Below are 15,152 nucleotides of genomic sequence, written 5' to 3'. Positions count from 1 at the left end.
TCTTTCGAAGAACGTATTAACAGTGTTACGCCTAGTTTTCCGGTGGCGCAAGAGCCAATTCTCCCGGGGATTCGGGCGTTCCAAACAGTGCCGGTGCCGCCACCCCGGAGCAGCAAGCTCCAGAAGGATCACGCCTTACGGTGAACCACCAGGACGGGACACTGAGCATGGGTGACAACCTGGGTGGAGACCGAGCCCAGGTGCAAGCCCGGAAATCCCCCATGACCCCGGGAGCCGACGACAATAAGGTCCGCGTCTTTGGCAGCGTCCAGAATTGCCGAAGCAGGTGAAGGCGTGTCTACTAGCTCTCCAGCCGCGGTCACGCCTCCGTCTGTGGCGGTCTTCAGCGCCTCACCCTGGCGGGTCCGTGCGACTTGCTCCGGAGAATCCTCGGCCGCAATCTCACCTGCCGCCGTCTCCAGGACAGTTGGATACCACGCCATCGGCGGCTTATGCCAGGCTGTGACCAGGCGGAGGTGGCCATTGCGCTGCCGCGCCTCATCCATGGCCCAGTCCAGTGCAGCCTGGGAATATTCGGAACCGTCAAAACCGACAACAATCAAGAATGAACCGGTACTGGCCATCTGTCTTTCCTTTCACTGCCTTGCCGATCCGTGCCTCGCCGAGCCTGACCCTGTGAGGGATACACAGCAATCCGGGCACCCTCGCCTGACCCTGGGACGGACCAGACTGCGTGCGGGGTTCGGTTCCAGCTGTCATGGTTCCATCGGACGCCCGTGCCGGCGTCGGGGGTAGAGTCCAAGGTCCCCGGCGTCGCGGGCCGAGCGACTAGGACTGAGTGCCTTGGATGTAGTTCCCGCCATAGCAAACCCACAGGTCCGCCGCCTACCATGGCCCACATGAAAGCCGCCCGGGACGCCCGCTCTGCCGCCGTCGTCATCAACGCCGGATCACGCCGAGGGGCTGCAGGTGAACTTGCGGTGGACGCGATGCGCAAGGCAGGCGTGCCCATCACCGCCGTGAACCACATCCTGTCCGGGGCAGACTTGGCCGGGACGCTTGATCGAGTGCTTGCGGACGGGCACGACCTGATCGTTGTGGGTGGCGGAGACGGGACCGTGAGCTACGCCGCCGGCCGGGTTGCCGGCACCAACGTTGTGCTCGGCGTTCTTCCGCTGGGCACCGCCAACGACTTCGCCCGCACGCTGGAGATACCGAACAACCTTGCCGAGGCGTGCGCCACCGTCGCCGAAGGAAAGGTGGTGGACATCGACCTCGGCCGGGCCAACGGTGAGCCGTTCCTCAACGTTGCGTCCGTGGGCCTGTCCGTGGCCGTGACGGAGGCTCTGAGCCCCCGCCTGAAGCGGTACATCGGGCCATTGGCCTACAGCATCGCCACGCTGTGGGCTTATGCCCGGCACAAGCCGTTCCGGGCCCGCCTCGAGTTCCCGGAGGGCGACCACGAGCCGATGGAACTGGAAAACCTGCTTCAGGTGGCGGTCGGCAATGGCCGCTATTACGGCGGCGGCAACACGGTCTCCCCCACGGCAGGAATCGATGACCACATCCTCGACGTCTACGCCATCCTGGCCGGCCCGCTCCGGGAGCACGTGAGTATTGCACGGCTGCTCAAGGACGGCAGCTTCATCAAACACGACAAGGTGTACCACCTGACCAGCCGGCATGTACGACTGGTCACGGAGCCGCCGCTGCCGGTAAACCTCGACGGCGAGATCGCGACGGTCACGCCTACCGACTTCACTGTCCAGCGCAACGCCGTCCACGTGGTGGTGCCCCAGAGCAGTACCAGCGCGTTGCTCGACGGAGCGGGCGCCGCGGACTGACCGCCGTCGTAATTCCCGACGGCGGCTGGTTGTGACTATCGGGGAACAAGCCGCCACAGGGACGTGACCTCGGCCGTGCGCGCCTCGAACAGAGGATCGTCGCGGTCCGATGCCTTCGGATGCGTTGGCCTGGTGTCCAGCCGTTCCACCACCTTCAGCCCGGCCGCCGTGATGGCTGTCAGCAGATCCTCACGCGACCGCAGGCCAAGGTGCTCGGCCAGGTCGGAGAGGACCAGCCAGCCCTCCCCGCCCGGCTCCAGATGGTCGGAGAGTCCGTTCAGGAAGCGGAACAGCATTCTGCTGCCGGGGTCGTAGACTGCGCTGTCCAGGCTGGAATGCGGCGTGGCCGGAATCCAGGGCGGGTTGCACACGATGAGCGGTGCCCGCCCGGGCGGGAACATGTCGGCCAGGACGGCCTCGGCACGGTCCTGGACACCGAGGTTCCGGAAGTTCTCAGCGGCGCAGGCGATGGCACGCGGTTCATTGTCCGTCGCCACCACGCGGTGGACGCCACGGCTCGCGAGGACGGCAGCGAGCACCCCGGTGCCGGTGCCGACGTCGAACGCCAGCGTGTCAGAGGGCAGCGCAGCGGCGGCGACGAGATCCACATACTCACTCCGGGTGGGGAAGAACGTGCCGTAGTGCGGGTGGATGCGGCCCTGCAGGGCATCGACGTGGACGCCTTTACGTCGCCACTCGTGCGCGCCAATGGCCCCGACAAGCTCATGCAGGGACACAACGGAGGATTCGCCGATTTCGCCGTACGCTTCAGCGGCGGCCTCCCGGATATCCGGTGCGCGGCGCAGCGGCACCACCGGGCCCGGATCAAGCGGAATCAGCAGCAGGCCGAGAATGCGTGCACGGTGCGAGCGGGACTGGCGGTGGCGATAGAACTTATCGGCCGGAGTGCCTGCGGTCTTCTTTCCGGCGCCTGTCCGGCGGTCCATGGCGTTGAGGATCTGCCGTGCGTTGTGGAAGTCACCGTGCCAGAGCATCGCAATACCCTGTGACGCCATCCGGTTCGCATCATCGGCCGTGAGGGAGTCGGAGACCACTTCGACGCGCGTCGGCGCCGGCCTGCCGTTCGCTGAACGCCATCGCGCGGTCCTGCTTTCACCGGCCTCGGCCCAGGTCACGAGGGCATGCTCGTTCACCGCAGCTGCGCGCGAGTGGTTAAGGACCGACGTCGGGATTCCCACAGGAGCTGGCGTGTGGGTGGTGATAAAGGTCCGTTCCAAGCGTCAGAGGAGCCGATCGGCGACTGACGATTGCGGCGGTGATTCCACGACGTCCAAGGCCACGGCCCAAGATTCCGGACCGTTATCCGGCCGCGAACTGAGCTTGGTTGATCGCCGCTGGGGCCCTTCAACCTACATGGTCAGGATACAGGGGTGCCGTGGCCGCCATCCGCCGCCCCGCCCGCCTGCCTCGCTTGCCGCTTGCCGCTTGCCCAATATCTGGCTTACCGGGCAGATTTGCACGCTCGTTAGAGGGCTCGGTCCTGACTAGAGCCGCCGCTGCCGGAACATCGGGAACATCTCCCGCACCCGAGACACCGTCTCAAGCGAGATGTCCACCGCCCGGACACCAGGCTCCAGTCCAAGAGCAACTTCAACAACCCCCATCGGATCAACCAGAACGCTGCGGCCTACCGACACCGGCGGCGTCTGGCATACCCCTGCCACGTACACGCTGTTCTCGATTGCGCGCGCGGCGTTCAGCGCCAGCCACTGCTCTGTCTTATGGGTGCCAGGCACCCAGGACGAGCAGACCAGCAGAACCTGGGCACCGGCGTCGGCCAGTGACCTGGCCAGCTCCGGGAACCGCAGGTCGTAGCAGGTCATTAGCCCGAAGCGCGCTCCCCCGTGCTCGAACACCACCGGGCTGGTGGACGGACCCGGCTTGATGAACTCCGATTCCCCGAAACCCTGCGCGTCGAAGAGGTGGATCTTCCGGTAGAAGGCCAGCCGGCCGCCGTCGGGCCCGAAAGCCACCAGGGTGTTGTACGCCTTGCCCGGCTCGTCCGAGGTCTCCACCACGCCCGCCGCCAGCGCAATGCGGTGGCGGCGGGCGGTGCTGGCGAGTTCCTGGCAGACGGGGCCGTCCAGCGGCTCGGCGACCTCGGGGAAGGTCGCGTCCACCTTCTTCTTCTCGTAGGTGGCGTATTCCGGGAAGGCGACCAGCGTGGCGCCGTCGAGCGCTGCCTCCGCGGCGAACCGGTCGATCGTGGTGAGGTTGGCCTGGATGTCGGTGCCCGACTCCAGCTGCCCGAGCGCAATTCTCACGGTGGTTCCTTCCCATCTGTCAGCCAGCACACCTCAGGGGTCGAGCTCAGGCGGCAGCCTCAACCGTCGCCTTTTCCGTTGCCGTCATTTCCGGCGGTGCCGCCTTGAAACCGCGGGTGATCAGGGCCAGGACTACGATGCCCAGCACCAGCCAGGACAGTCCCAGCGTAATCGCGTTGCTGTCCAGCTGGGAGAGCAGGTACGCGCAGATGATGGCTCCGACCACCGGGACCACCACGTAGGACACCGCGTTCAGTTGGTGCCCGGCACGGCGCTGGCGCACGTAGTGGAACACCACCGAGGCGTTGACCAGCGTGAAGGCGGTGAAGGCGCCGAAGTTGATGAACGACGTGGAGGTGGCCACGTCGAGGAAGATCGCGATCAGTCCGACAATCCCGGTGATAATCAGGTTCACCACCGGGGTGTGGAACTTCGCGCTGAGCCGGCCGAAGACAGCCTTGGGCAGGACGGAGTCCCGCCCCATCGCGTACAGCAGGCGGGAGGCGCTGGCCTGCGCGGCGAGGCCGGAGGCGAACTGCGCCACCACCAGGCCGGCGAGGAACACGGCACCGAAGAGCTGTCCGCCGATCTGCAGGGCGATGGAGCTGGCCGCGGAGGCGGAGTCCTCGAACACCCCGCCCGGGTGGACCAGCTGGGTCACGTAGGACACGGTCACGAAGATGCCGCCGCCGATCAGGGCGATGAGCATGATGGCGCGGGGCATGTTCTTGCGCGGTTCGATGGTCTCCTCGGTGAGGGTGGTGACGGCGTCGAACCCGAGGAACGAGTATGCGGCGATAGCGGCACCGGCGGAGATGGTGGTGAAGCTGGAGGTGTCGTTGAAGAACGGCTGGGTGCTGGCCAGGCCGCCGGCGCCCTGCGTGGACACCACGTTGCCGATGGACAGCACCACAAAGAACACGATGACCAGCAACTGGAACGCCATCAGCACGTAGTTGGCCTTGTCCGCCACCTTGATGCCCAGGATGTTCAGCAGCGTGGTGATGAGGATGAAGCTCACGATCCAGACACCGATGGGGATTCCGGGGAACTGTGCGGTCAGGTACGAGCCGCCGATCAGCCAGATGACCATGGGCAGGAACAGGTAGTCCAGCAGGATGGCCCAGCCCACCAGGAACCCCACTCGGGGATCGATGGAGCGGCGGACGTAGGTGTAGGCGGAACCGGCCACGGGATACGCGATGGCCATCCGCCCGTAGCTGTGGGCCGTGAACAGCATGGCGACGAGTGCCACCAGGTAGGCGGACGGCGATGCCCCGCCGGTGGTTTCGGCGATGATGCCGAAGATCCCCAGGACGATCAGCGGGGTCAGGTACGCCAGGCCGAACAGGACCAGGCTGGGCAGTTTCAGTGTGCGGGTGAGTGTTGTTGTCACGGTGTTTCCTTAGGCGTTGAAGGTCTGGGGAGCCCAGGTGGCCGGGCTGATCCGGCCCTGGTAGACGGGCAGTTCGACGGCGTCTTCGCCGTCGCGGAACTGGGACCAGGGTCGGTTGAGGTTTTCGGTGCCGTGGGTTCTGACGCGCTCGACGGCGGCAAGGTCCAGTTCCGCCGTGAGCAGCACCGGTGCGTCGTCGGGGGCCTCGGCGAGGGTGTTGCCCTCCGGGTCCACGATGATGCTCAGGCCCTTGCCGGTGGGGCCGGCGCAGTTGACGCTGACCACGAAGACCTGGTTCACGATGGCGTTGGCCTTGGCGAGCACAAGCTCCTGCCGGCGGTCCGGCGTCGTGGTTTTGACGACGTTGAGGATGACTTCGGCGCCCATCCAGGCGAGCTGGCGGGACACCTCCGGGAACCAGGCGTCGTAGCAGATGTTCAGGCCCACCCTGCCGATACCGGCGAGGTCCACGGTGGTGAACCGGTCGCCGGGGTCGTAGGGCTCGAACGGGCGCCAGGGGAAGACCTTCCGGTAGTAGCCGGCAAGTTCTCCCTCCGGGGACAGGACCAGCTGGGTGTTAAACAGCTGCCTTTCCGATCCGCGTTCGCACACGCTGCCCGGGACCAGCCAAATGCCGAGGTCCCCTGCGAGCTGTTTCAGCTCTTTGATGCGGGGGCCGTCCAGTGGTTCGGCGGAGGCCTGGAGCATTTCGGTGCGCTGCTGGTCAGGCTCCCCGTCACCGAAGAGATGCAGCTCGGGGAAGACCACCAGCTCGCTGTGGGGCTGGACGGCGAGGGCGGCTTTGACCTCGTCCGCGAATGCCGAGACGGGTTCACCGATGAGCCGCGGCCGGGCCTGGGCTGCGATGAGGGGAAGGATGCGTTGCATGGTTATCTCCACGTTGGGGATGTGATCTGAGTTATATTAGATCAGAATGATCCAATTATGGAAAGAGGTGGGTTTGGGCCGTAAAGTAGCGGATATGACCCGTCAGTTGGAGGACACCGCCGACACCTCGCCCATCGGCGCCGGCAGGCTGGCCGGCATCGACCGGCGCAGCGCCATCGATGCCGTGCGGCTGCGGATCGGCATGGCGATTTCGCTGGGGCTGCTGAAACCAGGTGAGCGTCTGCCCGACCAGGAGGACGTGGCCCTGGGCCTATCCGTCAGCCCGATCACCGCCCGCCGCGCGCTGGCGAGCCTGGCGGAGCAGGGCGTGGTGGTCCGCCGCCGGGGCCGGGCCGGCGGAACGTTCGTAGCGGATTCGCCACCTGCGGACGTTTTGGCGGAACTCTCCGCATCACCGGCAGAGTCTCAGGCCGTGAACCGGCTCGTGGACCGGAGGCTGCTCTTCGAATGCGCGGTGACGCACTACGCGGCGGTGAACGCTACGGCCACACAGCTGGATGAGCTTGAGCGGCTGACCCGCGCCATGGCCGAGTCCTCGGACTGGTCCGACTACCACCAGGCTGACGAGCAGTTCCACCAGCTGGTGGGCACAGCTTCAGGGCTGGGCACCGCCGTCGAGGCCTACCACGAGACGCTGGCAGAGCTCTACGCCTACTTCATCCCCTACCCCATCGAGCTGCTGCACAAATCGAACTGTGACCACGTGGCGCTAGTGGCGGCCCTGCGTGCCGGCGACTTCCATGAAGCCGTGGAGGTCTCGCGGAAGCACGTGGACGTGCTTCACCGGACGATGTTTATGGGGCTGGCGGGCGCAGCTCCGACAACCTCCGATGGGTGAACAGATTAGCCGTTGCTCCTTGGCATGGCATCCTCCCCCGACCCAGATATTTCGCCGTGGCCTCGCATTCAAAGCAGGCATGTGCGCCGGCGCCCTGATTATGACGAGATTGGCCGACCGGCCGCTATTCCTGATTTGTGCAACTAGCCTATTTCCCAAGCGCTGTTTTGAACCGATACTGGACTGATCTTGCCCCAGCCTTCATTGATTCTTGAGCCCTGGATGCCGAACCGGTTGTGAACGCTGGCGCATCGCAAAAAAGACCGAGATATCACTTTTAAACTAATTGGACTTGGGATGGCGAATTACGTGTAGCATCCTTTTTTACGGGCATCTACGCCCGTGACGCTTTATTGGGGGAAGCGAATGCTTGCAACTGTCGGCCGGCGCGATGAAGCGCCTTTGCGGCCCGCGCTCTGCGCTAAGTGCCCTCCATGCGCGTCCGTCACCGCACCCACCCCGCACGCTTCGCATCGCACGTCGGTCAGGTGTCCTCTGAAAGGACTCTCATGAGCCAGCCCCCAAACATCGCACCCTATCCTCCGGCATACGGCTACGGGCAGGTGCAGCAGAGCAACAAGTCATTCCTCGTGACATGGTTGCTCTCCCTTCTTCTCGGCGTTCTCGGCGTGGACCGGTTCTATCTGGGCAAGATCGGAACCGGTCTTCTGAAGCTGTTCACCATCGGCGGGTTCGGCATTTGGGCCCTCGTGGACCTCATCCTCGTGCTGACCAATAAGACCCGTGACAAGCAGGGTCTTCCGCTGGAGGGCTACGACCGGCACAAGAAGGTCGCCTTGATCGTCACAGGCGTTGTCATTCTTCTGAGCATAGTCGTCAACTCGGCCCGTGCCGGATCTTCCCCCACGTCGGCTTCCTCCGTTTCCACAGTGAAGGAGTCCGCTGCGGCTGCCAGCCCCACTGCTAGCGCAACCCCAACCAAGGATCCTGCTGTTGCAGCGGCGGAGGCAAAAGCATCGGCCGAAGCGGCGGCCAAGTCGAAGGCCGAGGCTGACGCTGCTGCCAAATCCAAGGCTGAGGCGGACGCTGCTGCAAAGGCGAAAGCTGACGCGGATGCCGCCGCCAAGGCCGCAGCTGACGCCGCGGCAAAGGCCCAGGCCGAGGCTGAAGCCGCTGCCAAGGCCGGCACGGTTAGTCAGCGGAACGCCCTGCGGAAAGCTGAGAGCTATATCGGGTTCAGCGCCTTCTCGCGTACCGGTCTGATCGGGCAACTGGAGTACAACAAGTTTTCAACTGAGGATGCAACGTGGGCCGTGGACCACGTGACCGTCGACTGGAATGCGCAGGCAGCCAAGAAAGCCAAGAGCTACCTGGAATTCACCTCGTTCTCTCGTTCCGGGCTGGTCGACCAGTTGATCTACAACGGCTTCACCCCCGAGCAGGCCGAGTACGGAGCGAGCACGACGGGCCTCTAGTGGTGCGGCACAGCGAGCCACTGAGATCTCTGCTATACCCGCAGCGACTCAAGCAATAATTGCACGCGTGTCACCCCCGACCGCGTCCTCGGTTATCCCTAGGTCGCCGTCGGGGTTTCTGCCCTAAGCTTTCTTGCGCCTTTCTTATAGTGCCGCAATTTCGACTCGAGCCGACCAGGAGGTTCCACTTATTTGCACGTCAATATTTCTTTCATCAAGATCGGCTCAAGATTCCCGCAATGTTGCGCAAGGAAACAAGCGAATAGCTTGTTGGTATCGAGCATTAGTGAAGAATAGGGTGATCGCGAAAGCGCCATGCGCCCGTTGTCCAACCGTTTGAAGTTCACGGGACGGTGGTTTTTATTGGTCATCAAACTTTCAAAATGAATTCATCAGGGGGAATTAGATTGAACCTCACCGCAAGTTTGGCTGGCGGCGCATTTCTGTGCCTGGCCCTTTCCAGTTGTGCGGGTGGATCACCACAGGCAGCGCCGACGGTCACCCACACGGTCACGCAGACAGCCACAACCACCGTTACGGCGATGGCTACCGTGACGGCAACGGCCACGGTAGCCGCGGAACCTGTTGCGCCGGCAGCTGTGGCCGCGCCTGCTCCGGCTGTGGCAGCCACTGCGATTATTCCTGGCAACGTCGCGGGAATGAATGCAGAGGCACTTGATGATGACCTGTCGGCTCTGGGCTTCAAGAAAGTGATCTACAACTCTGACACGGGAAAGACCGTCCTGTTGCTCAGCAATTGGACGATCACGGGCATTGATAACGCCGGTGTCGAACAGTCAACGGACAAGGCAGTTGTAGTCCACGTAACGAAATAGTTGGGTGCACTGCCCAATGAAACGATGCCGGCCACATGCGGGTCGGCTGAAAGATAGAGGTGATAATGACCGAATCAGCTCCGGAGGCCCCGGCAGGCCGTCGGCCAACCAAGAAGCTCTTCGCTTCAGCTTTGACCGTCATCCTGCTGACGCTAGGACTTCTCACCACTGCTGCCCCTGCCCAGGCCTACCAGCAGCAGGGTTTTTACAGCGTGCCCTACTCCGGCACCCTGTATTACCACAGCACGCCATATACGTTCACCGCGAGCTACTCCATGTGGCAGAACGCCGGATTCCCCAAGCCGATCCCGGCTCCCACTGACTACGTCAGGTACCCGTGGGCCCCTGCAATCTACGCCGTCTCCTATTTCGAGGGTGGATGGGTGTGGACGCAACTTGCGTACGATCAATGGCAGCGGGCCGGCTTCCCTAATCCGCGAATCGCCGGCTATATCGAGGGTACGAGATACCACAAGTGGGACACCGGTTCCGAAATTTTTGCCACGTCCCCCGACAACGTCGTTCACAAACTGTCCTACAGTGAGTGGGTGGATTCGGGGTATCGTCAGCCCGAGTACAGGACCAACCAAGGTTTCCAGAAACTGTCCTGGTCGAATACCATCTCTCAAATGTGGAGTCTCACAACGGGAGACGGGTACAAGATTGCTTACGGGGATTGGCTTGCCGAGGGCTTCCCCACGCCACAGGTTGTGGCCAAGTATCCAGGCGACCGCTTCTGCACATACTCGTGGAGGAGCAGCAGCATCATCACCTACGATGGCCGCTTCGAATACCGCGACATCAACTTCAAAGAGTGGCAGGCGGCAGGATCGCCTACACCCGAACGCTGTGCGTGACAGCCTGACGACGAACGGTTATTAGGAAGTGGAGCCTGAGGGTACCTCGGGCTCCACTTCCGTTCTCAGCCATTCCCGCCACCTACCCGTGGGTGACCGCAGCGCCCCGCAGGCCGAACAGCATCCCGGCCGCCAAGGCAACGTTCTCTAAGCTCTTTAAACGGCACCTTCGCATTTAGGAAATAGGAGCAATAACTTCGTGACAAGCCTTGGACAGCGGATAGCGGTTCTCCCTGATTCGCCCGATGCAAGACTGTTAGCGGAACTGACCAGCCACGCCAGCGACCTTTCAGAGGCCTCGCATACACTGTCTTGCGCCTTTGCCGCCGGTGAGGGCTCAGAATTATGGGGACCCCTAACGTCGCACGCAGTGACTGCCTACATCCGCCCGTTCATAGAGTCCAGCGTTCGCGCCCGCCTCGACGAAATAAGCGGAATTCCAGGGATTCCGCCCGCGCTACGGCCGGTTCACGACGTCATTCGGAAGTATCGGAATACCACGATTGCGCATTCGCAATCGACCCTGGTCATGCCGCTGCCTGTCGCGATCTTGGATCCATCGGGCCAAGCCGTCGACGTAATGGGCATCTCGCTCATTCACCCCCTGCCTTGCGCCATTGCACATCAACTCTCGAGGTTGATTTCCGCCATGGAGGACGTCGTTAGCCAAGCCACCCAGCCTGTCAAGGAGCGTCTGCTGGCCCGGTTGAAAGAGGAGACACCCGAAAGTATCAGCGGTTGGCAGCAACCAGACGTCATCCACCAACTCGACTCCGATTTCACCGCTAACAGCACGAGAAAACAGACACCTCGTTTTACGCTCTACTGGCACTTGGAGGAGCAACTGCCCGGGGAAGAACGGCCTCAGGAAGACTTGCGTCGGTAACGCTCCGAATAAACTGCCCCGGGCATTTGCCAGGCAGCCGTGCGACCCCTTACGTTTCCGATCTTCTTCTTAAGAGCTTGATCGGGAATGTACTGATTCGCATCTGAACGGAACCTTCCGTGGGGAACGCTATTGGGGGCAAACGCGAACGGCTGCTCATCGGGTTCCGCAGGACGCGGACTTGTTCCATGTCCTGACCTTCGCCCCCACCATCATCGGCCTCACATACGCCCGTCTTGACCGGGCCCCCTGCCCGTCAAGGCCGTTCGGCCCTATCAACCTGCGGCAGCCGGCCCAAAGCTTAGAACAGATAGGCGCTGGGACGAACGCCCGCGGGCCCTGCACCGAGCCTTTGCCAGACCGCGAGCTCTGAGGACATCCGGACATGTCAATCGACAAGCGCCGGCTCCCGTTGCGCAGGCGGGCCGCGACGCACGGAACTCAGCGCCATGATGTGACCCGCAAGGCCCTGCTCGCGGCAGGAGCGCTGTCTTCGCTGCTCTACGTGATTGCCACAGATGGCGTGGCGGCGTCCATGTGGGACGGGTACCGACGCACCGAACAGATGGTGAGCGAGCTGTTTGCCGTCGGCTCCCCCGGCCGGGACGTCCTGCTGCCCTTCACGTGGCTCTACACGGTTCTGTTCACAGCATTCGGGGTGGGCGTCTGGAACTCCGTGCGCGGAAACCGCGCTCTGCGCATCAGCGGCGCCCTGCTCACCGGGTACGGGCTGTGGAACATCATGGGCGCCCTCTACCCGCTGACGCTCGGGGACGATGCTTCCGTTCCCATGCATATCCTCGTCACGAACATTCAGCTCGCCCTCATGGTCTCGGCAATGTGTTTCGTGGCTGCGGGGTTCCACGGCCGGATGCGCGCCTACTCCATCGTCTCGCTTGCGGCTTCTACGGTCATGGGCGTGGTCGCATTCGCTGCGGCCCCGGGACCGAACATCGTGCTGGGCATCAGCGAGCGGATCAGCATTGGCGCGTTCCTGCTCTGGGTAGCTATCCTCGCGGTCGTGCTGTGGAAGCGGCCTGCGGCTGACGGGACATCACAGGTTTAGGCACCATCCTCACCTCCTGGGGTCAGGCGGCCCCGGCAGGTTCGGTGGCTCCGGCGGGTTCGCTGGCTCCGGCGGGTTCGGGGCCGGCCCCGCCGCGCAGTGGCGGGCCTCTCAAAGCCAAAGGCGGACGCAGTTCATAATGACCAAGTGATCACGCTCATCAAAGTCCTCCGCAGCATCATCTACGCCGCCGGCTACCTGGCCATCGTCGCGCTTGCCTCAGTGATCAGCTACAACGGCAGGCCGGCAGCAGGGCTCGGCATCATCTTGACCCTCGCCGCCGTCTCGGCGACACTCCTCGTCGCTTCCGCCGTGGTCAACCGCCGATACAAGCGGGCGGTACATTCCGCCCCGAACGCGGACACCACTGCCGCGGCCGGACCTACCAAGACCTACAGTGCGCACGTCTCTGAATCCTACGAACATGATGCCCGCACTGTTTGGTCCTTGATCCGGCCGGCCGAGAGCGCCGTGTTGCTCTCTAACGCGCAGCGGGCCTTCACGGTGCCGGGGACACCTGTTGGCGTCGGGGAACAGCAGTGCTTCATCCGCCGCGACGGTTCGGTTTCCATCATCGAGGTCATCGGTGAAGAGAGCCCCTGGTGGGCAACAACGAGGCCCATCTTGTCAGGCGAGATGAACAGTCGCTCGACCTATCGCCTTGAACCGACCTCAACCGGATGCACTCTCACCCTTGGAACGGTCATTGAACTCCCTGCAGACGAAGTCCTTGCAGAGGACCCCGACCAATGGTGGGAAACCCAAATGAGGCCCTACCTGACACGGATCAAGGAAGTCCTGGCCGCGGGTCAAACGTAGCGTGGGCGGACTAACGCGCCTCAGCGACCGCACTCACCTTGAGGGCAGCCTTACCAGGCAGCAACCGATCCTCGCCAGGTGACCACGCAGCCGACTTGAACTCGCCGGCCAAACCGGGTGCCGCCTTACTGCCCGATGGCGGGGCTCCGAGACCGCCTTGTTTCCGTGGAAGTATTCACCTATGACTATCGAGGGCGACACCGCCAAACTCTTGGCCTTCATCAACTCCCACGGCATCGACGCCTCGGCTCAGGTTAGCCGTGGTTGGGCTTCCATCGGAGCGATCATTGTCGATGCCTCTTTGCAGCGACGCCAAAATTACGAGACAACCGTAAAGCCGCGCGTTGACGCTCTGATTGCCGCATGGCCAGATGCACAATCCACAAGTGGGTTCCGAAAGCGTCTTGCTACGGGAACCCTCTCGGAAGTCATCGATTGGCCCTCGCCGGGCCGCCTCGCTCAGATAGATGACTCAACCTGTGTGTTTGAGGATCAGGGCGTCGAAACTGTGGAGGAACTCCGGGCCAGACTCACTGACCCAGCCGAAAGGCCGGTTTTTCGCGATGCCCTCGCAGGTGTACGTCATGTAAGTCCCAAGACGCTGGACTACATCGACGTTCTCAGTGGACTCTCAACCGAGGGAACTACTGATGTGCGGATTCGGAAAGTAGCCGCGGCCGCAGGCATCGAGGACACCTCTCACGCCAACATGTCGGCCGTGATCCGCGCTGCCGCGGACTCACGTGCGTGGCGCGCGGACAACCTGGACGCTGCACTATGGCACTTCGGTATTGAGAGCACCCCAGCAGCATCCGACTAAGGAGTTCAGAACTCGCACCTTAGTCGCAGCGCCAGACACGCTTGGACCACAGCAACCGCACAGGCCTGGCTTATATCAGCTACCCAGGTGCCACGAATAGCTGGCGTCATTCCAATTGACAGTTGCCGAGAAACGGTAGCCCGAGGACGAGCCATCCCCTTCAGTCTTGTTGACTGCGATGCATTGGAACGTCCCGGTGATAGCCGTTAAGTCATCGGACGAACCTCCGCCCAGCGGAGTGCAGGAAGCCCTGGTGATCGGCCCATCGAGGACACCCTTTGTGACGCGCGACTCTGCATCCTTCTTGACTGATTCCTCCAGGGCCGTCACTATCAGCTTCCGCTGTGCACGCTTAGTTGCATCAGCGGCTTGTTTTGCGGCGGCCGCGGCCTCCGATGCCCGTGTTGCCTCTGCCTTCCGTTTGTTCTCGGCTTCAGCCGCTGACGCTGCGGCAGCCTGCTCGGCGTTGACCTGGTTTGTATGCTGAATGTTTGCTGTAATGCCGATTCCCGCGATTACAGCAACGAGAACGACTGCAGCTATAACCAGAAGGCGCTTGTTCACATTCGCGAAGCGTCGTCGGGCGACGTAAGGGGCGCCGCAACTCGGGCAGTACCCACCGACGGTCAGACTTTGAACACTGCATTTCCTGCAGACCTTGGTCTGAGGTTCCGGAGAATCACTTGATTCTGGAACCACGGGAGCGATCGAATTCTCATCGAAGCTGCCGCGTTCCTTTGGAAGTTCCTCTGACCGCCGTGGATCGCCCTGCGGCCAATTGTCTGTTCCTGAAGTTGTCAAAGTCATACCTCCCTGTGCCCGGTTCCGTGGTTGTTGAGGCCCGTATTCAGGCGGAAACCTGCATGCTAAGAGGGGCCGGTGAAACTTTCCTGTTGAACTCGTGCTGCACAATGGCTGAGCCGATCGACCCAAGGAGGAGCATCAGCCAAAAAGCGGCATGACGTCCCAGGCCTCGTTGCGTGAAGACCTCGACGCCCACCGAGTACTTCCACAGCCAGATGATGTTGGCGATCGGCACAATCAGCAGCCAGGCGGTGGGTATCACCGTGCCGAACTTATTCATCTCATTCTTTGTTTTTACGCTCCATACCAAGGAGTAAATACCAAATGTAATGAGGGGCAGAAGTAGCGGTGCTGCAATGCTGCGGTATTTCATGATTCTCCTAATGAGTAGCTAT

16 protein-coding genes are annotated in these 15,152 nt (G+C 62.6%); 9 read left to right on the top strand and 7 right to left on the bottom strand.

The window, feature by feature from the left end; all coding sequences use genetic code 11:
- Positions 1-128: 128 nt before the first annotated feature.
- Entirely contained in the window at positions 129-584 is a 456-nt protein-coding gene (locus tag ACFVWT_RS13915) for a universal stress protein (RefSeq protein ID WP_390248665.1), read from the bottom strand.
- Positions 585-860: 276 nt separating this feature from the next.
- Here ACFVWT_RS13915 and ACFVWT_RS13910 point away from each other — a divergent pair, with 276 nt between their 5' ends.
- Positions 861-1,805 (top strand): lipid kinase, encoded by a 945-nt coding sequence (locus ACFVWT_RS13910; protein WP_390248663.1) that lies wholly within the window; start codon positions 861-863, stop codon positions 1,803-1,805.
- 35 nt (positions 1,806-1,840) lie between these two features.
- Here the strand turns inward: ACFVWT_RS13910 and ACFVWT_RS13905 are convergent, their stop codons facing one another.
- From ACFVWT_RS13905 to ACFVWT_RS13890, 4 genes are all read right to left on the bottom strand, one after another.
- Positions 1,841-3,043, bottom strand: coding sequence for a methyltransferase (locus ACFVWT_RS13905; RefSeq protein ID WP_390248661.1), 1,203 nt, complete (start codon positions 3,041-3,043; stop codon positions 1,841-1,843).
- A gap of 267 nt (positions 3,044-3,310) precedes the next feature.
- Entirely contained in the window at positions 3,311-4,090 is a 780-nt protein-coding gene (locus ACFVWT_RS13900; RefSeq protein ID WP_390248659.1) for a carbon-nitrogen hydrolase family protein, read from the bottom strand.
- A gap of 46 nt (positions 4,091-4,136) precedes the next feature.
- A complete protein-coding gene (locus tag ACFVWT_RS13895; protein ID WP_390248657.1) occupies positions 4,137-5,486 on the bottom strand; it encodes an APC family permease in 1,350 nt (449 codons plus the stop codon).
- Positions 5,487-5,495: 9 nt separating this feature from the next.
- Positions 5,496-6,374, bottom strand: a complete 879-nt coding sequence (locus ACFVWT_RS13890) for a carbon-nitrogen hydrolase family protein (protein WP_390248655.1) — start codon at positions 6,372-6,374, stop codon at positions 5,496-5,498.
- Between the two features lie 94 nt (positions 6,375-6,468).
- On the opposite strand from ACFVWT_RS13890, the gene ACFVWT_RS13885 reads away from it, so the two are divergent.
- The 8 genes from ACFVWT_RS13885 to ACFVWT_RS13850 all read left to right on the top strand — a co-directional run bounded on the left by ACFVWT_RS13885 (position 6,469) and on the right by ACFVWT_RS13850 (position 13,953).
- Positions 6,469-7,233 carry a FadR/GntR family transcriptional regulator gene (locus ACFVWT_RS13885; protein ID WP_390248653.1) on the top strand — a complete coding sequence of 255 codons (765 nt, stop codon included), beginning with the start codon at positions 6,469-6,471 and terminating at the stop codon, positions 7,231-7,233.
- A gap of 509 nt (positions 7,234-7,742) precedes the next feature.
- Positions 7,743-8,669, top strand: coding sequence for an Ltp family lipoprotein (locus ACFVWT_RS13880; protein WP_390248651.1), 927 nt, complete (start codon positions 7,743-7,745; stop codon positions 8,667-8,669).
- A gap of 353 nt (positions 8,670-9,022) precedes the next feature.
- On the top strand, positions 9,023-9,505 hold the full coding sequence (locus ACFVWT_RS13875; protein WP_390248649.1) for a hypothetical protein: 483 nt from the start codon (positions 9,023-9,025) through the stop codon (positions 9,503-9,505).
- 65 nt (positions 9,506-9,570) lie between these two features.
- Positions 9,571-10,362 carry a hypothetical protein gene (locus ACFVWT_RS13870; RefSeq protein ID WP_390248647.1) on the top strand — a complete coding sequence of 264 codons (792 nt, stop codon included), beginning with the start codon at positions 9,571-9,573 and terminating at the stop codon, positions 10,360-10,362.
- Positions 10,363-10,732: 370 nt separating this feature from the next.
- On the top strand, positions 10,733-11,248 hold the full coding sequence (locus ACFVWT_RS13865) for a hypothetical protein (protein ID WP_390248645.1): 516 nt from the start codon (positions 10,733-10,735) through the stop codon (positions 11,246-11,248).
- Positions 11,249-11,633: 385 nt separating this feature from the next.
- Positions 11,634-12,314 (top strand): DUF998 domain-containing protein, encoded by a 681-nt coding sequence (locus ACFVWT_RS13860; protein ID WP_390248643.1) that lies wholly within the window; start codon positions 11,634-11,636, stop codon positions 12,312-12,314.
- Between the two features lie 147 nt (positions 12,315-12,461).
- Positions 12,462-13,133: a hypothetical protein gene (locus ACFVWT_RS13855; RefSeq protein WP_390248641.1), complete on the top strand. Its 672-nt coding sequence runs from the start codon at positions 12,462-12,464 to the stop codon at positions 13,131-13,133.
- A 181-nt stretch (positions 13,134-13,314) separates the two neighbouring features.
- Positions 13,315-13,953 (top strand): hypothetical protein, encoded by a 639-nt coding sequence (locus ACFVWT_RS13850; RefSeq protein ID WP_390248639.1) that lies wholly within the window; start codon positions 13,315-13,317, stop codon positions 13,951-13,953.
- Positions 13,954-14,028: 75 nt separating this feature from the next.
- On the opposite strand, the gene ACFVWT_RS13845 is transcribed toward ACFVWT_RS13850, so the two are convergent.
- Positions 14,029-14,760, bottom strand: coding sequence for a hypothetical protein (locus ACFVWT_RS13845; RefSeq protein WP_390248636.1), 732 nt, complete (start codon positions 14,758-14,760; stop codon positions 14,029-14,031).
- Between the two features lie 40 nt (positions 14,761-14,800).
- The gene (locus ACFVWT_RS13840) at positions 14,801-15,130 is read right to left on the bottom strand and encodes a DUF4234 domain-containing protein (protein ID WP_390248634.1); all 330 of its coding nucleotides are present in this window, start codon (positions 15,128-15,130) and stop codon (positions 14,801-14,803) included.
- Positions 15,131-15,152: the final 22 nt, after the last annotated feature.

The organism is Arthrobacter sp. NPDC058288, assembly GCF_042880995.1.
GTDB lineage: Bacteria > Actinomycetota > Actinomycetes > Actinomycetales > Micrococcaceae > Arthrobacter.
The sequence above is the reverse complement of the archived record's forward strand: the minus strand, read 5'-3'. Positions and strand labels throughout refer to the sequence as shown.

Bases quoted from the DNA above. Each gene is read 5' to 3' on its own strand.
- ACFVWT_RS13850 (WP_390248639.1), top strand. From the start codon at position 13,315: ATGACTATCGAGGGCGACACCGCCAAACTCTTGGCCTTCATCAACTCC.
- ACFVWT_RS13840 (WP_390248634.1), bottom strand. From the start codon at position 15,130: ATGAAATACCGCAGCATTGCAGCACCGCTACTTCTGCCCCTCATTACA.
- ACFVWT_RS13870 (WP_390248647.1), top strand. From the start codon at position 9,571: ATGACCGAATCAGCTCCGGAGGCCCCGGCAGGCCGTCGGCCAACCAAG.
- ACFVWT_RS13885 (WP_390248653.1), top strand. From the start codon at position 6,469: ATGACCCGTCAGTTGGAGGACACCGCCGACACCTCGCCCATCGGCGCC.
- ACFVWT_RS13890 (WP_390248655.1), bottom strand. From the start codon at position 6,374: ATGCAACGCATCCTTCCCCTCATCGCAGCCCAGGCCCGGCCGCGGCTC.
- ACFVWT_RS13910 (WP_390248663.1), top strand. From the start codon at position 861: ATGAAAGCCGCCCGGGACGCCCGCTCTGCCGCCGTCGTCATCAACGCC.
- ACFVWT_RS13860 (WP_390248643.1), top strand. From the start codon at position 11,634: ATGTCAATCGACAAGCGCCGGCTCCCGTTGCGCAGGCGGGCCGCGACG.
- ACFVWT_RS13915 (WP_390248665.1), bottom strand. From the start codon at position 584: ATGGCCAGTACCGGTTCATTCTTGATTGTTGTCGGTTTTGACGGTTCC.
- ACFVWT_RS13845 (WP_390248636.1), bottom strand. From the start codon at position 14,760: ATGACTTTGACAACTTCAGGAACAGACAATTGGCCGCAGGGCGATCCA.
- ACFVWT_RS13880 (WP_390248651.1), top strand. From the start codon at position 7,743: ATGAGCCAGCCCCCAAACATCGCACCCTATCCTCCGGCATACGGCTAC.